This window comes from Burkholderia sp. KL41 (genome assembly GCF_057005415.2).
The window spans coordinates 2917089-2933413 of the sequence record NZ_CM174447.1 but is presented as its reverse complement, the minus strand read 5'-3'; the positions used below and the strand labels follow the sequence as shown (position 1 = coordinate 2933413).

The 16325-nt window shown below is 68.3% G+C and carries 16 protein-coding genes; 6 read left to right on the top strand and 10 right to left on the bottom strand.

What is annotated here, in order from left to right:
* Positions 1-92: 92 nt before the first annotated feature.
* The 7 genes from PQB87_RS30485 to PQB87_RS30455 are packed head-to-tail and all read right to left on the bottom strand — an operon-like array spanning position 93 to position 6911.
* A complete protein-coding gene (locus PQB87_RS30485; RefSeq protein WP_489243176.1) occupies positions 93-1139 on the bottom strand; it encodes an ABC transporter substrate-binding protein in 1047 nt (348 codons plus the stop codon).
* Positions 1136-2287, bottom strand: a complete 1152-nt coding sequence (locus tag PQB87_RS30480) for an NAD(P)/FAD-dependent oxidoreductase (RefSeq protein WP_489243175.1) — start codon at positions 2285-2287, stop codon at positions 1136-1138. The genes PQB87_RS30485 and PQB87_RS30480 overlap by 4 nt, the downstream gene beginning before the upstream one ends.
* Positions 2280-3713, bottom strand: a complete 1434-nt coding sequence (locus PQB87_RS30475) for an FAD/NAD(P)-dependent oxidoreductase (RefSeq protein ID WP_489243174.1) — start codon at positions 3711-3713, stop codon at positions 2280-2282. Before PQB87_RS30475 ends, PQB87_RS30480 begins: the two co-directional genes overlap by 8 nt.
* A complete protein-coding gene (locus PQB87_RS30470) occupies positions 3710-4057 on the bottom strand; it encodes a (2Fe-2S)-binding protein (protein WP_111939072.1) in 348 nt (115 codons plus the stop codon). The genes PQB87_RS30475 and PQB87_RS30470 overlap by 4 nt, the downstream gene beginning before the upstream one ends.
* Entirely contained in the window at positions 4057-4851 is a 795-nt protein-coding gene (locus tag PQB87_RS30465; protein ID WP_489243173.1) for an ABC transporter permease, read from the bottom strand. The genes PQB87_RS30470 and PQB87_RS30465 overlap by 1 nt, the downstream gene beginning before the upstream one ends.
* Positions 4848-5828 (bottom strand): ABC transporter permease, encoded by a 981-nt coding sequence (locus PQB87_RS30460; RefSeq protein WP_060065059.1) that lies wholly within the window; start codon positions 5826-5828, stop codon positions 4848-4850. The genes PQB87_RS30465 and PQB87_RS30460 overlap by 4 nt, the downstream gene beginning before the upstream one ends.
* Complete coding sequence (locus tag PQB87_RS30455; protein ID WP_059687664.1) at positions 5829-6911, bottom strand: ABC transporter ATP-binding protein; 1083 nt, start codon at positions 6909-6911, stop codon at positions 5829-5831.
* 294 nt (positions 6912-7205) lie between these two features.
* Here PQB87_RS30455 and PQB87_RS30450 point away from each other — a divergent pair, with 294 nt between their 5' ends.
* The 5 genes from PQB87_RS30450 (at position 7206) to PQB87_RS30430 (ending at position 12875) form a co-directional block, all read left to right on the top strand.
* A complete protein-coding gene (locus tag PQB87_RS30450; RefSeq protein WP_489243172.1) occupies positions 7206-8102 on the top strand; it encodes an IclR family transcriptional regulator in 897 nt (298 codons plus the stop codon).
* Between the two features lie 303 nt (positions 8103-8405).
* On the top strand, positions 8406-9542 hold the full coding sequence (locus PQB87_RS30445) for a porin (protein WP_404842540.1): 1137 nt from the start codon (positions 8406-8408) through the stop codon (positions 9540-9542).
* Between the two features lie 39 nt (positions 9543-9581).
* Positions 9582-9794: a DUF3311 domain-containing protein gene (locus PQB87_RS30440; RefSeq protein WP_059687666.1), complete on the top strand. Its 213-nt coding sequence runs from the start codon at positions 9582-9584 to the stop codon at positions 9792-9794.
* Positions 9791-11269, top strand: a complete 1479-nt coding sequence (locus PQB87_RS30435) for a sodium:solute symporter family protein (protein WP_222155412.1) — start codon at positions 9791-9793, stop codon at positions 11267-11269. Before PQB87_RS30440 ends, PQB87_RS30435 begins: the two co-directional genes overlap by 4 nt.
* A gap of 121 nt (positions 11270-11390) precedes the next feature.
* Positions 11391-12875 carry an amidohydrolase family protein gene (locus tag PQB87_RS30430; protein WP_489243171.1) on the top strand — a complete coding sequence of 495 codons (1485 nt, stop codon included), beginning with the start codon at positions 11391-11393 and terminating at the stop codon, positions 12873-12875.
* 134 nt (positions 12876-13009) lie between these two features.
* Here PQB87_RS30430 and PQB87_RS30425 read toward each other — a convergent pair whose 3' ends face one another.
* Positions 13010-13483, bottom strand: coding sequence for a GNAT family N-acetyltransferase (locus tag PQB87_RS30425; protein WP_489243170.1), 474 nt, complete (start codon positions 13481-13483; stop codon positions 13010-13012).
* Positions 13484-13711: 228 nt separating this feature from the next.
* Here PQB87_RS30425 and PQB87_RS30420 point away from each other — a divergent pair, with 228 nt between their 5' ends.
* A complete protein-coding gene (locus PQB87_RS30420) occupies positions 13712-14095 on the top strand; it encodes a hypothetical protein (RefSeq protein WP_048020274.1) in 384 nt (127 codons plus the stop codon).
* Positions 14096-14173: 78 nt separating this feature from the next.
* Here the strand turns inward: PQB87_RS30420 and PQB87_RS30415 are convergent, their stop codons facing one another.
* Together PQB87_RS30415 and PQB87_RS30410 are read right to left on the bottom strand one after the other, a co-directional pair.
* On the bottom strand, positions 14174-14944 hold the full coding sequence (locus PQB87_RS30415; protein WP_027790860.1) for an ABC transporter substrate-binding protein: 771 nt from the start codon (positions 14942-14944) through the stop codon (positions 14174-14176).
* 145 nt (positions 14945-15089) lie between these two features.
* Entirely contained in the window at positions 15090-16319 is a 1230-nt protein-coding gene (locus PQB87_RS30410; protein ID WP_489243169.1) for a cyanate transporter, read from the bottom strand.
* Positions 16320-16325: the final 6 nt, after the last annotated feature.

Genomic DNA, 16325 nt, shown 5'->3' with positions numbered 1-16325 from the left:
CCCGGTCAAATCCGCAGAAAAAGGGGAGTGTCATCACTCCCGCAAATGATGGTCATGCCGCGCGCGGCCGTGCCCGCGCGCCCGGCATGCCGTCACCGCTCGATCTGCCGGTTCCAGCGCGTATCCCACTGCGCGCGGCGCGCGTTGATCGCGGTCCAGTCGACCACGGTCACCTTGCGCACGAGATCGTCGACATTGCCGAGGCTCTGTTGCATCGCGGCGGGCATCTTCGCGAGACGGTTGGTCGGAATCTGCTTGCCGGCCTCGGCCGCCTTCGTCTGCGCGGGCGCGGACAGCAGGAACTGCGCGAGCTTCTGCGCGAGCTGCGGATCGGGATTGTTCGCGACCACGCACAGGTCGACGAGCAGCAGCACGGGGCCCTCCTTCGGGTTCGCGTAAGCGACGGGGATGCCCTTGTCCTGCAGGTCGCCGACGCCGGTCGGTGTGAGCGGGAACAGGCCGGCTTCGCCGGTCTGCACCATCTCCGAGATCTTCGCCGAGTTCGGGATGTACTCGACGACGTTCGGCCCGACCGTGCTTGCCCACTTGCTGAAGCCGGGCTCGACGTTCTGCTCGTTGCCGCCGAGCAGCCGGTTGATCGCGAGGAAGCCGTGCAGCCCGAACGTGCTGCTCGACGCCGACTGGAACACGACCTTGCCCTTGTATTTCGGATCGGCGAAATCCATCCACGACGTCGGCGGCGTCCAGCCTTTCTCGGCGAACAGCTTCTTGTTGTACGCGATGCCGGTCATCCCGAGCTGCACACCCGCGCCGACGTCGTCCTTCATCCGGGCGAACGGATACAACTCCTTCAGCACCGGCGAATCGTCGAGCTTCTGGCACACGCCGAGGCTGACCGCGCGCGCCATCACGCCGTCGTCGAGGAACGCGACGTGGATCTGCGGCTTGTTGCGGTTCGCGAGCAGTTTCGCGAGCACGTCCGACGACGTGCCGGGCACGACGACGACCTTCACGTTGTTCGCCTTCTCGAAGTCGGGCAGTACCTGGCTCGTGTAGGCCTTCTCCATCGGGCCGCCGTTCATGCCGACGTAGATCGTCTTCGTTTGCGCGAACGCGGGCGTACCGGCACCTGCGATGCAGAGGGCGGCGGCCGCCGCGATCGTTGCGGGCAGTTTCATTTGTGGGTCTCCTCTTGACGGAAAGGGGCGGTCGGCTCGGCTTCGCGGAAGAAGCGGCCGATCGAGAATGCATCGAGCGGGGTGGCGGTTTCGCCGGTCGTGACGAGATCGGCGAGCACGTCGCCGACGCCCGGCGCGAGCAGGAAGCCGCCGCCGGAAAAACCGAACGCATGAAGCAGGCGCGGCGTCGTGCGGCTCGCGCCGATGATCGGGTTGTGGTCGGGCGTGCAGCCTTCGACGCCGCTCCACGTGCGGATCAGCAGTGCGTCACGCAGCGCAGGCAGCAGCGCGCAGGCATCGCGCATCACCGCGCGCGTCGTATCGACCGAGGGCTGGCCGAATTCGCCGTCGCCGCGGCCGCGCCCGCCGCCGATCACGCAGTTGCCGCGCGCGACTTGCCGCGCATACACGCCGCCGCCATACACGCCGAGGTTGTGCATGATGAACTGCGGCAGCGGTTCGGTCACCCACATGTTCGGGTAGATCGGCTCCATCGGCACGGCTTCGCCGAAGCGTTCGGCGATCGTGTTCGCCCACGCGCCGGCCGAGTTGATCAGCCACGTCGCGGTGCAGGCGCGGCCGCCTGCCTGAAAGTGAAAACGCGTGCCGTCGTGGTGAACGTCGTCGACGGGGGTGTGCTCGAACACGTCCGCGCCCGCCGCGCGGGCCGCGCGCGCGAACGCGGGCGACACGAGGCGCGGGTTGGCGTGACCGTCGGTCTCGCACAGCGAGCCGCCGAGCGCCGCACGGCCGAGCCACGGGTAACGCCGCCGGAACGTATCGCCGCGCATCACCTGCAGCGGCAGGCCGTGTTCGCCGGCGAGCGTCGCGTAGGCATCGAGCGCGTCGAGGTCGGCGTCGCTGCGCGCGAGCCGCAGGTGGCCCGACACGACGAATTCGCCGTCGATGCCGATCAGTTCGGGCAGGCGATCCCAGATGCGCCGCGCACGCAGCGCGAGCGGCAGCTGTTCGGTGGGCCGACCCTGGCAGCGCACGCCACCGTAGTTCACGCCGCTCGCCTGCGCACCGCAATCGCGCCGCTCGAACAGCCCGGTGCGCAAGCCGCGCCGCGTCAGCGCGAGTGCGGCCGACGCGCCGACGAGGCCGCCGCCGACGATCGCGACGTCGTAATGCCGGGTCTCATTCATCGCGTGCCTCGTCGGGAATCGCCGCGACATCGTCGCCCGCCAGCGCGGCCGAGATCGGGAACGGCTTCACGGGCGGTTGCGCACGCAACCGTCCGACGTCGGCGAGGGGGCGACCGGTTTCGGCGGCCAGCAAGAGCGCGGCCGCGTCGCCGCACATGCGACCCTGGCAGCGCCCCATTCCGACGCGCGTCAGCGCCTTCAGCCGGTTCAGCTCGGTTGCCGCGCCGTCGCGGACGCAGCGGCGCAGCGTCCTTGCATCGACCTCCTCGCAGCGGCACACGATCGTGTCGTCCGCGCAGCGTGTGGCCTGCTCGACCGGCGGCGCGAACGCCGCTTCGAGGCCCGCCCGGAATGCGGCGACGCGCGCGAGCGTGCGTTCGAGCGTCGCCCCGTCGGGTTTGCCGGAGGGCACGGGCGACGCGATGCCGGCGTCGTCGAGCAACGCGAGTGCCGCGCGCCGGCCAGATGCCTCGGCCGCGTCGGCGCCCGCGATGCCCGCGCCGTCGCCGGCGACGTAGAGGCCGCGCACCGACGTGCGGCCGGCCGCGTCGCGCTCGGGCAGCCATGCGCGGTTAAGCGGGTCGAACCTGAACCGGCAGCCGGCGAGATCGGCGAGCTGCGTTTCGGAGCGCAGGCCGAAGCCGAGACCGAGCGCGTCGCAGTCGAGCAGGCGCGGCGGTGCGCCGTCACCGGCGGCGCGCCATGCGATTCCCGTCACGTGCGGGTCGCCGAGCACGCGCTCGAGCGTGACGCCCGTTTCGATCGCGACGCCGTGCGCGCGCAGCCAGCCGATGTAATAGAGCCCCTTCGCGAAGGTCGACGGCATGCGCAGCAGCGCGGGCGCGGCAGCGGCCTGGCGGCGCAGCGGGCTCGTGTCGAGCACGGCCGCGACCTGCGCGCCGGCCTTCGCATACTGGTAAGCGACGAGGTAAAGCAGCGGGCCCGTGCCCGCGAACACGATGCGACGGCCGATCGCGCAACCCTGCGCCTTCAGCGCCACTTGCGCGCCGCCGAGCGTATAGACGCCCGCGAGCGTCCAGCCCGGCACGGGCAACAAGCGGTCGGTCGCGCCGCTCGCAATGATCAGGTGCGAGTAGGGCACCGTCACTTCGCGGCCATCCTGCAGCGTGTCGACGCGGCCTGCATCGCATGACCAGGCAAGCGTATTCGGCCGGTAGTCGACATGCGGCAGCAGCGCGGCCATCGTCCGGTGTACGGCGTCGGCCTTCGCGGCCTCGAAGCCGTACAGCGTGCGCTTGCCGCGCGCGAAGGCGCCGTCGGCCGGCGGCTGCCGGTAGATCTGTCCGCCCCAGCGCGCGTTCTCGTCGATCACGACCGGGCGCAGCCCCGCGTCGACCAGCGCTTCGGCCGCGCGTACGCCGGCCGGCCCCGCGCCGACGATCACCGGTTGCAGTGCGGCGCTCACGCTGCGTCTCCGGTCGCGGCCGGCCGGGCGGACGTGAGAATCCGCATGCCTTCGGCGATCGGCGTCGAGCATGCGCGCACGCGCGCACCGGTCTCGGTGCGCACCCAGCAGTCCTGGCACGCGCCGATCAGGCAGAAGCCGGCGCGCGGCTTGCCGCTGAATTCGCTCACGCGCACGCGGCGCTGCGCAACGAGGATGGCGGTGAGCACGGTGTCGCCGGCGAGCGCGAGCGCGGGGCGGCCGTCCAGCGTGAACGCGACGGCGGCACGTTCGCGTTCGGCGACGCGCACGAACTGCGCGCCGTCGTCCGGGATGCCGGTGGAACGGGAAACGGAAGTCGTCATCAGTGTTGGCCGATCAGGATGCGGTTCAGGCCGTACACGCGATCGAGCAGCAGCATCGCGCCGGCGGTGATGAAGATGACGAGCGCCGACACCGACGCCATCATCGGGTCGATCGACTCGGTCGCATACATGTACATGCGCACCGGCAGCGTGACCGTCTGCGGCGACGTGACGAAGATCGACATCGTCAGTTCGTCGAAGCTGTTGATGAACGCGAGCAGCCAGCCGCCGGTGATGCCGGGCACGATCATCGGCAGCGTGATGCGGCGGAAGGTCGTCCACGGGGCCGCGCCGAGCGAGCACGCGGCCTGCTCGATGCTGCGGTCGAGGCCCGCGACGGATGCGAGCACGAGCCGCATCACGAACGGCGTGATGACGACCATGTGCGCGAGCACGAGCCATGCGAACGAGCCGGTCGCGCCGATCAGCGCGAAGAAGCGCAGCAGCGCGATGCCGAGCACGAGGCCGGGAATCACGAGCGGCGACAGCAGCAGCCCGTTCAGGAAGGCGCGGCCGGGAAACGTCGCGCGGCCGATGGCGAGGCCCGCCGGCAGCGCGATCGCGAGCGACAGCGTCGCCGACGCGAACGCGAGCTTCACGCTGTTGAAGAACGCGGTGACGAAGTCGGGATAGTCGAGGATCGCGCGGAACCAGCGCAGCGAGAACCCGTGTGTCGGCAGTGTCAGCGTCTCGTCGGGCGTGAACGCGACGAGCACGACGATCACGAGCGGCGCGAGCACGAACAGGATCACGAGCGTGTGGAAGACGAGGGCAAAGGGGCCGTTCTTTCTCATCGCGATGCGCCTCCGAGGCTGCGCGCGTAGCGGCGTTCGAGCACGCGGTAGTAAGTGAGCATCACGACGAGGTTCGCGACCAGCAGCAGCACGGCGATCGTCGCGCCGAGCGGCCAGTTCAGCGAGCCGAGGAATTCATCGTAGACGGCCGTGGCCGCGACCTTCAGCCGGCGTCCGCCGAGCAGGCCCGGAATCGCGAACGCGCTCGCCGACAGCCCGAACACCATCAGGCTACCCGACAGCACGCCCGGCATCAGCTGCGGCAGCACGATGCGGCGCAGCGTCGTGAACGGCGATGCGCCGAGCGACAGCGCCGCATGCTCGGTCTGCGGATCGAGCCGCTGCAGCGCGGTCCACACCGGGATCACCATGAACGGCAGCATCACGTGCACCAGCGCGATCACGATCGCGAAGGTCGTGTATTCGAGCTTGTACGGCCCGAGGCCGGCGAGCCCGAGCGCCTGGTTCACGAGCCCGCTCGTGTTCAGCAGCATGCTCCAGCCGAACGCGCGCACGACGACCGACACCAGCAGCGGCGCGAGGATCGCGAGCAGGAACAGCGAGCGCCACGGGTCGCGCATTTTCGACAGCACGTATGCCTCCGGCGTGCCGATCGCGACGCAGATCGCGGTGGTCAACGCGGCGATGCCGAACGTCCGCGCGAAGATCGTGTGGAAGTACGACGAGCCGAGCACTTCCGCGTAGTTGCCGAACTGGAACGCGGCGATCGGGCCGGTGGCCGGATCGAAGCGGTAGAACGTCAGCATGAACGTCATCGCGAGCGGCACGAGCACGAGCGCGGCGAACAGCGCGAACGCGGGCGCGCACATCAACCACAGCGGCGCATGTGCGCGCCACGTCGCGCGCATCGTGTGCGCGGCGGCGCGTGCTGGTGCGGCGTCAGCGGAAACCGTGACCGAGCGGGTGAGCGCGGCCGGCGCGCCGTCGGTCGGGAGCGGACGGGTAGGCTGTCCCATTCAGGCCTCCCGGCGCATCACGCGCACCGCGTCGCTGTGCCAGTCGATCCCGACCGGCGCCCCTTCCGCGAGCGGCTCCGCTCCTTCGTTCTGGCAGCACACGAGCACCTCGCCGAGCGCGCTGTCGACGCGGTACAGCCACTGGCTGCCGAGGAAGAAGCGGCTCGTGACGGTCGCGGCGAAGCGGCCCGCGTCGGGCGCGCACAGCCGCAGCTTTTCGGGGCGGATGCACACCGATACGGCGTCGCCGATGCGCATGTCGCGCTCTCGCGCCGGCAGGTGCGCGGTCCGGCCCGTTTCCGCGAGATCGTGACCGAGGTCGATGCGGATCGCATCGCCGTCGTGCGCGACGATCGTGCCGGGCAGCAGGTTCGCCTTGCCGATGAACTGTGACACGAAACGGTTCTCCGGGCGTTCGTACGCGCGGTACGGCGTATCGGTTTGCGTGATGCGGCCGGCTTCCATCACGACCACGCGATCGCTGATCGACAGCGCTTCCGATTGATCGTGCGTGACCATGATCGTCGTCGTGCCGATCTTGCGCTGGATCGCGCGCAGCTCGAACTGCATGTCCTCGCGCAGCTTCGCGTCGAGGTTCGACATCGGTTCGTCGAGCAGTAGCACCGGCGGCTCGATCACGACCGCGCGCGCGATCGCGACGCGCTGCCGCTGGCCGCCCGACAGCTCGCGCGGGAAGCGGTGCGCGAGCGCGTCGAGACGCACGAGCGAGAGGGCCGCACGGATGCGCTCGGCGCGCTCGGCCTTGTCGACGCCGCGCATGTCGAGGCCGAAGCCCACGTTCTCGGCGACGCTCATGTGCGGAAACAGCGCATAGCTCTGGAACACGATGCCGAGCCCGCGCCGGTTCGGCTTCAGGTGCGTGATGTCCTGCCCGTCGAGCGCAATGCGGCCGCGCGTGACGTCGACGAAGCCCGCGATCATCTGCAGCGTGGTGGTCTTGCCGCAGCCGGACGGCCCGAGCAGCGACACGAATTCGCCTTGTTCGACCGACAGGTTGACGTCGGCGACGGCGGTGAGCTCGCCGAATGTTTTCGTCAGATCCGTAAGCGTGAGAAACGACATGGGAAGCTCCGGGTTCGCACACCGCGTGGCCGGTGTACCGATGTGGCGGACTCTAGCCAGCCATATTTCGGCGCGTCAATTTCGAATTCTGATGAACGGGAGGAATTTCGGAAAAATTCTATTGACCGGAACGGTTGGCGAAATCGCGGGCGGATCGTTCCGCTGGGTGGCGCGTGGCAATGCCGCGAAATGCACGCGTCAATCCCGTGCACACCCGGATGCCCGCGGAATTTCGGCGGGACGACAATGGTGGCTCACGTATTCCGTTCAATGAAATCATCGAGGAGAGCCGGCATGCAGGAACCCAATTCGACCGGAACGTCGCCGGCCGCACGCGCGCCGCGCCCGGACGAGGACGCCGTCGATGCGCCCGATGCGGCCGGCGCACCGGGCACCGGCATGCTGCAGCGCGCGTTCGCGATCCTGCGCGCGCTGGCCGGCATGCAGCAGGACGGCGTGCGCGTCACGCATCTGGCAAAGGCCGTCGGCCTCACGCAGGGCACCGCGCACCGGATCCTGCAATCGCTGATCGCGGAAGGGATGGTCGAACAGGACGAGCAGTCGAAGCTGTACCGCCTGAGTGTCGATTTCTTCGCGCTCGCCGCGCAGGCCGGCAACCCGAGCAGCATGCGCACGTTGTGTCGTCCCGCGCTGCTGAGGCTGTGCGCAAGCCTCGGCGAGACCATCTTCCTGCTGGTGAAGAGCGGCTTCGACGCCGTGTGTCTCGACCTGTGCGAAGGGCCGTTTCCGATCCGTTCGTTTACCGGTGACATCGGCGGCCGCATCGCGCTTGGTGTCGGACAAGGCAGCCTTGCGATCCTCGCGTTCCTGCCGGAAGCCGAACGCGAGGAAGTGATCCGCTTCAACGTGCCGCGCATTCGCGGCTACGGCGTGCTCGACGAGGTGTACCTGCGTACCGAGATCGAACGCGTGCGGCAGCTCGGCTACGCGGGCCGCAACAGCGGCGTGCTCGACGGGATGGCCGGTGTCGCGGTGCCGATCCTCGATCGCACTGGCTATCCGGTCGGCGCGTTGAGCGTCGGCACGCTCGCGTCACGCCTCGGTGACGACCGGATGCCGATGGTCGTCGAACTGCTGCGGCGCCAGGCCGACGCGATCGGGCCACGTACCAATCCGTTCGATGCCGCGTTGCGGCGGCCGATGCACGGGTTATCAGGGAAAACCGTATAGCCGCCTCACGCGTCGCCGTTTCGTCAGCTTGCTTACGCAAGCCATTCACGTCCGATCAAAACGTACCGCGTCCAACGGGCCTGCGTGCTTTCGTTTCCCTTGCGGGGTCGCGTGACCCCCGCTCATTTCCCCTCCATCGCCTCTCATTCGATTTTCAACTGCCGGCCAGTTGAACATTTCATTTCTTGATGTGATTGCGGCTGGATACCATCCAGCGACTGTCTATACAACCCGGTCGGGATGCATGGGCAGGACCGACAAAACACAACATCGATGAGCAGGTTTGGAGAGGAGATGATGGAGATGGTGCGAATGAAGGGTGGGAAGACGGGCGTCGCGACGGGTGCCGCAATGGGTGCCGCGATCGCAATGCTGTTTGCCGGCGCCGCGCACGCGCAGTCGACGGTGACGCTGTACGGGATCGTCGACGCGGGCGTGACCTACACGAACAACGCGAAAGGCCATTCGCTGTGGCAGTTCACGGGCGGCAACGAATCGGGGCCGCGCTGGGGCTTGATCGGCTCCGAGGATCTCGGCGGCGGCCTGAAGGCGAACTTCCGCCTCGAGAACGGCTTCAACGTCGCGAACGGCGCGCTCGGGCAGGGCGGCCGGATGTTCGGGCGTTCGGCATGGGTCGGCCTGAGCGGCGCGAACTGGGGCGCGGTGACGCTCGGCCGCCAGTACAACTCGACGCAGGACATCCTCGGCTCGCTGCAGATGAGCAGCTTCCTCGCGCAGTACTCGACGCACCCGTTCGACAACGACGACATCAACAACACGTTCCGTCTCAACAACGCGGTGAAGTACGTGTCACCGACGATCGCGGGCCTGCAGGCGAACCTCGTATACGGCTTCTCGAACTCGACCGGCTTCGCGAACGACAACAGCTGGAGCGCGGGCGTCACTTACGTGAACGGGCCGCTCAACGCGGGCGCCGCGTATGCGCGCGTGAACCATCCGGCGGTCAGCACGAGCGGCGCAGTTGCTTCGGACAACTACTATCCGTCGTCGGCATCGGTGTTCGGTGCGAGCCTCGGGAGCGCGATCCGCCAGCAGATCTGGGGGGCGGGCGGCAGCTACGCGATCGGGCCGGCAACGCTCGGCCTGCTGTACACGGGCTCGAACTTCGGCCAGGCGACGGGCGGCGCGCTGCGTTTCAACAACTACGAAGGCAGCCTGCGCTACATGGTCACGCCCGCGCTGATGGCGGCGGCCGGCTACACCTATACGCAGGTCGCGCGCGCCAGCGAAAGCGGCCATTACCACCAGGTATCGGCCGGCGTGCAGTACCTGCTGTCCAAGCGCACCGACGTGTACGTGAACGGCTTCTACCAGAAGGCGTCGTCGGGTGTCGGCCACGCATGGATCGACGGCACCGACAGCGCGTCGACGACGACGTCGCAGGTGGCGGTGGTGGTCGGCATCCGCCAGAAGTTCTGATGTTCTGACGCACACGCGCGTCTTCCGGAGGAGGCACTCATGAAACTGAAACTGTTGCTGGCGGCGTTGCCGTTCGTCGGGATGTATGCGGGCGGCTCGCTTGCCGAGGCGCGTCCGATGCTGTTCGGGCTGCCGTTCCTGCTCGTCTGGAACCTGGTCTGGATGGCGGCCACGGCCGCGATTCTCGCGATCCTGTTCCATCTCGACGAGCGCGACGCGGCCCGCGCCGGCCGTTCGGGAGACGCGCGATGAACGCGTCGATCGTCATCATCGCGGCGTTCGCCGTGTTCGCGCTCGCCATCGGCGTGATGGCGCGCCGCGGCCGCAAGCTCACGCTCGAGCAGTGGGCGGTCGGCGGGCGCGGCTTCGGCTCGCTGCTCACGTTCCTGCTGATGGCCGGCGAGGCGTTCTCGACGTTCTCGTTCCTCGGCGCGAGCGGCTGGACCTACAGCAAGGGCGTGCCCGCGTTCTACATCCTGTCGTACGGCTGCCTCGCGTTCGTGATCGGCTACTGGATGTTGCCGGCGATCTGGCGTTACGCGAAGGCGCGCGGGCTCGTGTCGTTCGCCGACTACTTCGCGTCGAAGTACGACAGCCGCGCGATCGGCGTGCTGGTGTCGATCGTCGCGGTGTTCGCGATGGTGTCGCTGCTGATGATCCAGTTGCGCGGGCTCGGTGTGATCGTGTCGGAGATGTCATATGGGCTGATTCCGCAGGCGGCCGCGATCTGGATCGCCGCGACGCTGATGGCCGTGTACATGGTCGTGTCGGGCATCCACGGCTCCGCGAGCATCGCGATCTTCAAGGACGTGCTGATCCTCGCGATCGCGATCTTCCTCGGCCTGTACCTGCCGATGCACTACTACGGCGGGCTCGGCGAGATGTTCGCGAAGATCGACGCCGCGCATCCCGAACTGCTGCGCATGCCGGAGCACGGCTTCAACCTGAGCTGGTACAACTCGACGATCCTGCTCACGTCGCTCGGCTACTACCTGTATCCGCACGGCTTCACCGCGATCTACGTCGCGAAGGACGAGCGCGCGCTGCGCCGCAACGTGATCCTGATGCCGCTGTACCAGGTGCTGATCGCGTTCCTGTTCCTCGTCGGCTTCGCGGCCGTGATGACCGTGCACGGGCTCGAAGGCGCGCAGACCGATCTCGCTTTGCTGCGGCTCGTGAAGCAGACGTTCCCTGCGTGGTTCGTCGGCATCGTCGGCGGCACGGGGCTGCTCACCGCACTGGTGCCGGGATCGCTGATCATGCTGAACGCATCGACGACGATCGCGCGCAACATCTACCGCGAAGGCTTCGCGCCGAACGCGACCGACCGCGAGGTGACGCGCGTTGCGCGCATCGCGCTGCCGATCTTCACGCTGGTGGTCGTCTACTTCGTGCTGCGCGGCGGCGCGACCTTCGTCACGCTCGCGATCTTCTCGTCGAGCCTGCTCACGCAGCTCGTGCCGATGCTCGCCTCGAGCTTCCTGAAGCGGCCGTTCGGCACGCGTGAAGGCGCGTTCGCGGGCATCGTCGCCGGCGCGATCGTGATCGCGATGACGAACTACTATGGCGTGACGCTCGCGTCGCTGTTCCCGGGCGCATCGAACACGCTGACGTCGATCAACCCGGGGCTCGTCGCGCTCGCGGTGAACGCGCTGGTGTTCGTCGTGATCAGCGCGGTGCAGCGCAAGCTGAAGGCGCGGGTCGCCGCGCCGGTCGGTTCGGCGTGACGGTTTTTCGTGCATGACGCCGTCGCCGGGCCGCCGGGGTTCCACCCGGCGGCCCGGCCGCTCGGCCACTCGGCCACTGGATGGCAGCAAGACCCATCGAACCACAACAGGACACTGAACAATGACTACCGAGGACAAGCGAGGGGGCATGCGAGAGGACGACCGCGAAGCGATCGACACGCTGATCGCGAACGGCTGCGTGATCACGATGGACCTGCAGCGGCGCGTGATCGAGAACGGCGCGGTCGCGGTCAAGGGCGAGCGCATCGTCGCCGTGGGCGGCACCGATGAACTGCAGGCGCGTTACCGTGCCGCGCGCACGATCGATGCGCGCCGCAAGGCCATGCTGCCGGGCCTGATCGATGCGCATGCGCACGCGGGCCACGCGATGCTGCGCACGATCGGCGGCGCGGACGGCGATGCGTGGTCGGCCGCGGCCGAGACGATCTACACGCGCGCGTCCGACGAGGCGTTCTGGGAGGCCGAATCGCATCTCGCCGCGCTCGAACGCCTGAAGGCCGGCGTGACGACCGGCGTGTCGCTGCTCGGCGGCGGCAATTCGATCATGCGCGTCGACGATCCGGCCTACGCGCGACGCCATTGCGACGCGGTCGTGCGCACCGGTACGCGCTCGATCGTCGCGGTCGGCCCGTCGCGGCCGCCCGCGCCGCGTGCCTATACGCGCCACACGCCGGAGGGCAGCGACACGCGCGACATCGGTTTCGACACGATGTTCGACGTATGCGAGCGCATCGTCGACGAATGCCACGGCGATGCCGACGGCCGGATCCGCATCGCGCTCACGCTGCCCGTGTACGGGCCCGAACACGATCCCGAGCTGGCGCGATACGAGCACGACTTCCGCGACCAGGCCGCCCGCTACGGCGCGCTCGCACGCGAGCGCGGGCTGACGTTCACGCAGGACGGCCACCGCGCGGGCACGCTCGCGTTCGCGCATCGCGAGCTCGGCTTGCTCGGCCCGACGTCGTTCATGTCGCACAGCATCGACCTGACCGACGACGACATCGCGGCGTGCGTCGAGACGGGCACCGCGATCGTCCACAACCCGAGCGCGATCATGTCGATCATCGGGCGCTGCCCGGTGCCCGAGCTGATCGATGCGGGCGTGACGGTGGCGATCGCATCGGACGGTGCGGCGCCCGATCGCGGCTACGACATGTTCCGCCACATGTGGCAGTGCATGCATTACCACCGCCGGCATTTCCGCGACCCGGACGTGCTGCCGCACGGCAAGGTGCTGGAGATGGTGACGATCGACGCGGCGAAGGCGCTGTCGATCGATCACGAGGCCGGTTCGCTCGAAGCCGGCAAGCTCGCCGACCTCATCCTCGTCGACCTGTTCCGGCCGCACATGATGCCGATGAACATGCCCGTGTATCGCGTGACGTGCTTCGCGAACGCGGCCGACGTGTGCATGACGATGGTGGGCGGAAGGGTGCTGATGGAGGATCGGCGCGTGCTGTCGGTCGACGAGAACGCGGTGCTCGAACGGGTGAATGAAGTCGCGGCAATCACGATCGAGCGCAGCGGGTTGCGTCATTTGCTCGACGAGCCGAAGACGCTGTGGGGGCGGAGCCGCTATTGAGCGGGCGGGTGGGCGTTGTCGTGCGGTGGCGGGCCGGCGTGGCCGGCTTGTTCGTTCGGCAGCGCCGCCGAATCGGCGACGATGCCGTGGTTGGCTGCAGCGTGTCGATTGCCCCCGCGTTTTCGCCCACCGCCTCAGCGTCGATAGATGAATTCCAGATCGGTCGATTCCCCGACCTTGAAATCGTACGTACCGACACGCGTGAACCCTGCCTTCTCATAGAAGGCAATCGCCTTCGCGTTGCCGGACCACACGCCAAGCCATACCGGGCCGGGCCGTTCCGTCGCCAGATAGTCCAGTGCGGAGTCGAACAGGGCGCGTCCGGCGCCGGTTCCTTGCGTACCCCGCCGAAGGTAGATCTGATGGATCTCGCCCGAACCTTCCGCGACGTCCGGGTGCGGGAGCTTGCACGGCCCCGCGTGCGCATAGCCGACCAGCGTGCCGTCGTCGCTTTCAGCGACCCACGTGCGGCATTCGGGATCGTTGAGCTGGCCCGTGATCGTTTCTACCGAGTAGGTTCGGGCCTCGTACGCAGCCAGGTCGTTCGGCGGGTAGTCGATGCCGAATCCGTCCTGCAGAAAGGTTTCGCGAAACGTGTCGCGCTTCAATTCGGCAAGCGGGATGGCATCGGACAGGGTTGCAACGCGGATCAACATGAGGGATGGCTCGGTTCGTCGGTCGGGCAGACAGTTTAGCCCGGGTGACGTCGGGGTCGCGAGCGTCCGGTCGGCCCGGCGATCCGCATCACCCGCCCGGTGCCCATGTCGATGACGAAGACGGTGGTTGTCCTTCGGCGGACATGCTAGGATTTTCCGCAAACAACTTCGGAGACTGCCATGCCGTTCATCTGCGAAAACGTTGAATGCCGCGCCGTGCTCGCACGCGGGCAGGTCAGACCCCATCAGGAGGACGCGGGGTGGTGCTTCTACTGCCCGGACTGCAAAGCCAGGAACGAGTTGATGTACGCCGACACGGCCGGCGGTGCGGTCGAACTGATTCAGCCGGAGCGCGCCAGTCCTCCGCACAAGGTGGTGGCGACGGCTCGACCGCTGGAGGATGGCAAGTACGCAGCGCAGTTGAGCGTTCAGCGGGCGCTTGCCGTGAAGGGTACGTATGGCGCCGAGGAACACTGGGATCAGCTCGGCGTGTTCGGCGACGCGCAGGAAGCCGTCGAGCATGCGAGGTCTTTCGCAACGGATTTATTGCAGCGAGCGGCGTAGTCGATATCGTTCGGTGAACGAAGAAGAGGTGTGCGCATTCATGTGCGACGCCTCTTCGTGTCGTGCGCTACGCGTCCGTCAGTTGTAGATATCGAACGAGAAATACTTCTTCGCGATCCGCTGGTACGTCCCGTCCTGGATCAGGCTCGCAAGCGCCTGGTTGATCTGCGTGCGCAGCGCGTCGTCATCCTTGCGCACGCCGATCGCGGAACCCACGCCGAGCGTCTTCGGGTCGTGCAGCGGCGGCCCCGCGAATTCGAAGTTCGCGCCCTTCGCGGTTTTCAGGAAACCGAGGTCGGCCTGCACCGACGATTGCAGCGATGCATCGAGCCGTCCCGACAGCAGGTCCTGGTAGACGAGATCCTGCGTCTGGTACGTGCGGACGATCACGCCCTTCGGCTCCCAGTACGTGCGCGCGTAAGTCTCCTGTGTCGAACCCTGCTCGACGCCGACGCTCTTGCCCCGCAGCGATTCGGGCGTCGGCTGCAGGTTCGAGCCGCGCCGCGCGACGAGCCGGGGCGGAACGTTGTTGATCTTGTCGGTGAATGCGATCTGCGCGAGGCGCTTCTCGGTCACGCTCATCGACGACAGCACGCCGTCGAACTTGCGCGCCTTCAGCGCCGGGATCATCCCGTCGAACGCGTTCTCGACCCACACGCAGCGCACCTTCATCCGTTCGCAGATCGCATTGCCGAGATCGATGTCGAAACCGACGAGCTTGCCGTCGGGCGCGAGCGATTCGAACGGCGCATAACTGGGGTCGACGCCGAGGCGCAGGACCGCTGGGTCCTTCGCGGCGGCGGCGCCTGCCGTCAGCGCGAGCGCAATGGCGAGAACGAGCTTTTTCATGATTGTCTCCAATACCGGTCGATGTTGTATGTGGTGAAGCGAACTGGCGGCCGACAGGCGTGACTGCCCGCGCCCGGCCACGCGCGGGCGGCTGGACGCTTTGCCGGAAGCGGCCGGCGAAGCGTCCGGATTCGAAAGGGGGGCTTTAGCGGGCGGCGCCGGTGATGCGCGCCATGCTGTGCCGGTAGCCGGCGGGCGAGAACACGGCGTTCAGCGCGGCCATCGCGGCGATCACGCCGAGATGCATCCACCAGGCGGTCGCGAAGCCGCCGCCCGCGTCGCGCAGCCAGCCGATCAGCCAGGGGCTCGCCGCGACGATCAGGAAGCCGATGCCCTGCACGAACGCGGCGAGCGCGCCCGCGAGCCGCGCATCGGGCAGGTGGTCGAGCGTGACGATCAGGCTCATCGAGAAGAAACCGCCGAGACCGAGGCCGACGCATGCGACCCAGAACCAAGGCGCGAACGCGGGCAGCGTCGCGAACCCGGCGAAGCCGGCCGCCTGCAGCGCGAGCGTGAGCCACAGCACGGCACGGCGGTCGGGCGAACCTTTGGCGAGCAGCGGCATCGCGAGCGCGCCGGTCGCCTGGAACAGCGCCATCCACGCGAGCAGGTTGCCGCTCGCTTGCGGGCTCATGCCGATGCTGCGGTAGAACGCGGGCAGCCATGCGACGAGGCTGGCGTAGCCGCTGTTGCTGAGCCCGAAGAACAGCGCGAGCTGCCACGCGCGCGGAATGCGGGCGAACGCGCTGAGCGGTGCTGTCGCGGCCGTCGCGTGCACGGCGTCGCGCGGTGCCTTCGCGCGCCACAGCGCGAGCGTGACGAGCGCGGGCACGGCCCACACGGCGAGCGCGAGATGCCAGCCGCCGTGCGCGGCGAGCCACGGGCTCGCGACCGCGCCGAAGGCGCCGCCGCCGACCAGCGCGGCTGAATAGAGGCCCATCGCGAGCGGCAGCCGGCCGGCGAACCAGCGCTTCGCGAGGCCGGGCACGAGCGCCTGGACCACGGCGACGCCGGCGCCCGCGACGATGGCGGTCGCGATCAGGCCGGCGCTGCCGCCCGTCCACAGGCGCGCGGTGCAGCCCGCCGCGATCAGCGCCAGCGCGACGGTCAGCGCACGCTGCTCGCCGACGCGTCGCGCGAGCCCGACACCGACTCCGGCGACGACACCCATCAGCACGAACGGCAGCGTGGTCAGCAGCGCGGCCGCGCGAAAGCCGAGGCCGGTGTCGGCGCGCACGACGTCGAGCACGGGGCCGAACGCGGTCAGGAACGGACGCAGGTTGAGGCCGGCCAGCACCAGCAGCGCGAGCGCGCCATAGGACACGGAAGCCGCATGCGGGCGGCGGACAGCTTGCGCGGTGCCGGGGTCGGACATCGGGAT

Coding starts and splice junctions, on each gene's coding strand:
- PQB87_RS30455 (WP_059687664.1), bottom strand. CDS start 6,911: ATGTCGTTTCTCACGCTTACGGATCTGACGAAAACATTCGGCGAGCTC.
- PQB87_RS30485 (WP_489243176.1), bottom strand. CDS start 1,139: ATGAAACTGCCCGCAACGATCGCGGCGGCCGCCGCCCTCTGCATCGCA.
- PQB87_RS30480 (WP_489243175.1), bottom strand. CDS start 2,287: ATGAATGAGACCCGGCATTACGACGTCGCGATCGTCGGCGGCGGCCTC.
- PQB87_RS30440 (WP_059687666.1), top strand. CDS start 9,582: ATGAAACTGAAACTGTTGCTGGCGGCGTTGCCGTTCGTCGGGATGTAT.
- PQB87_RS30445 (WP_404842540.1), top strand. CDS start 8,406: ATGGTGCGAATGAAGGGTGGGAAGACGGGCGTCGCGACGGGTGCCGCA.
- PQB87_RS30415 (WP_027790860.1), bottom strand. CDS start 14,944: ATGAAAAAGCTCGTTCTCGCCATTGCGCTCGCGCTGACGGCAGGCGCC.
- PQB87_RS30450 (WP_489243172.1), top strand. CDS start 7,206: ATGCAGGAACCCAATTCGACCGGAACGTCGCCGGCCGCACGCGCGCCG.
- PQB87_RS30430 (WP_489243171.1), top strand. CDS start 11,391: ATGACTACCGAGGACAAGCGAGGGGGCATGCGAGAGGACGACCGCGAA.
- PQB87_RS30420 (WP_048020274.1), top strand. CDS start 13,712: ATGCCGTTCATCTGCGAAAACGTTGAATGCCGCGCCGTGCTCGCACGC.
- PQB87_RS30465 (WP_489243173.1), bottom strand. CDS start 4,851: ATGAGAAAGAACGGCCCCTTTGCCCTCGTCTTCCACACGCTCGTGATC.
- PQB87_RS30470 (WP_111939072.1), bottom strand. CDS start 4,057: ATGACGACTTCCGTTTCCCGTTCCACCGGCATCCCGGACGACGGCGCG.
- PQB87_RS30460 (WP_060065059.1), bottom strand. CDS start 5,828: ATGGGACAGCCTACCCGTCCGCTCCCGACCGACGGCGCGCCGGCCGCG.
- PQB87_RS30410 (WP_489243169.1), bottom strand. CDS start 16,319: ATGTCCGACCCCGGCACCGCGCAAGCTGTCCGCCGCCCGCATGCGGCT.
- PQB87_RS30435 (WP_222155412.1), top strand. CDS start 9,791: ATGAACGCGTCGATCGTCATCATCGCGGCGTTCGCCGTGTTCGCGCTC.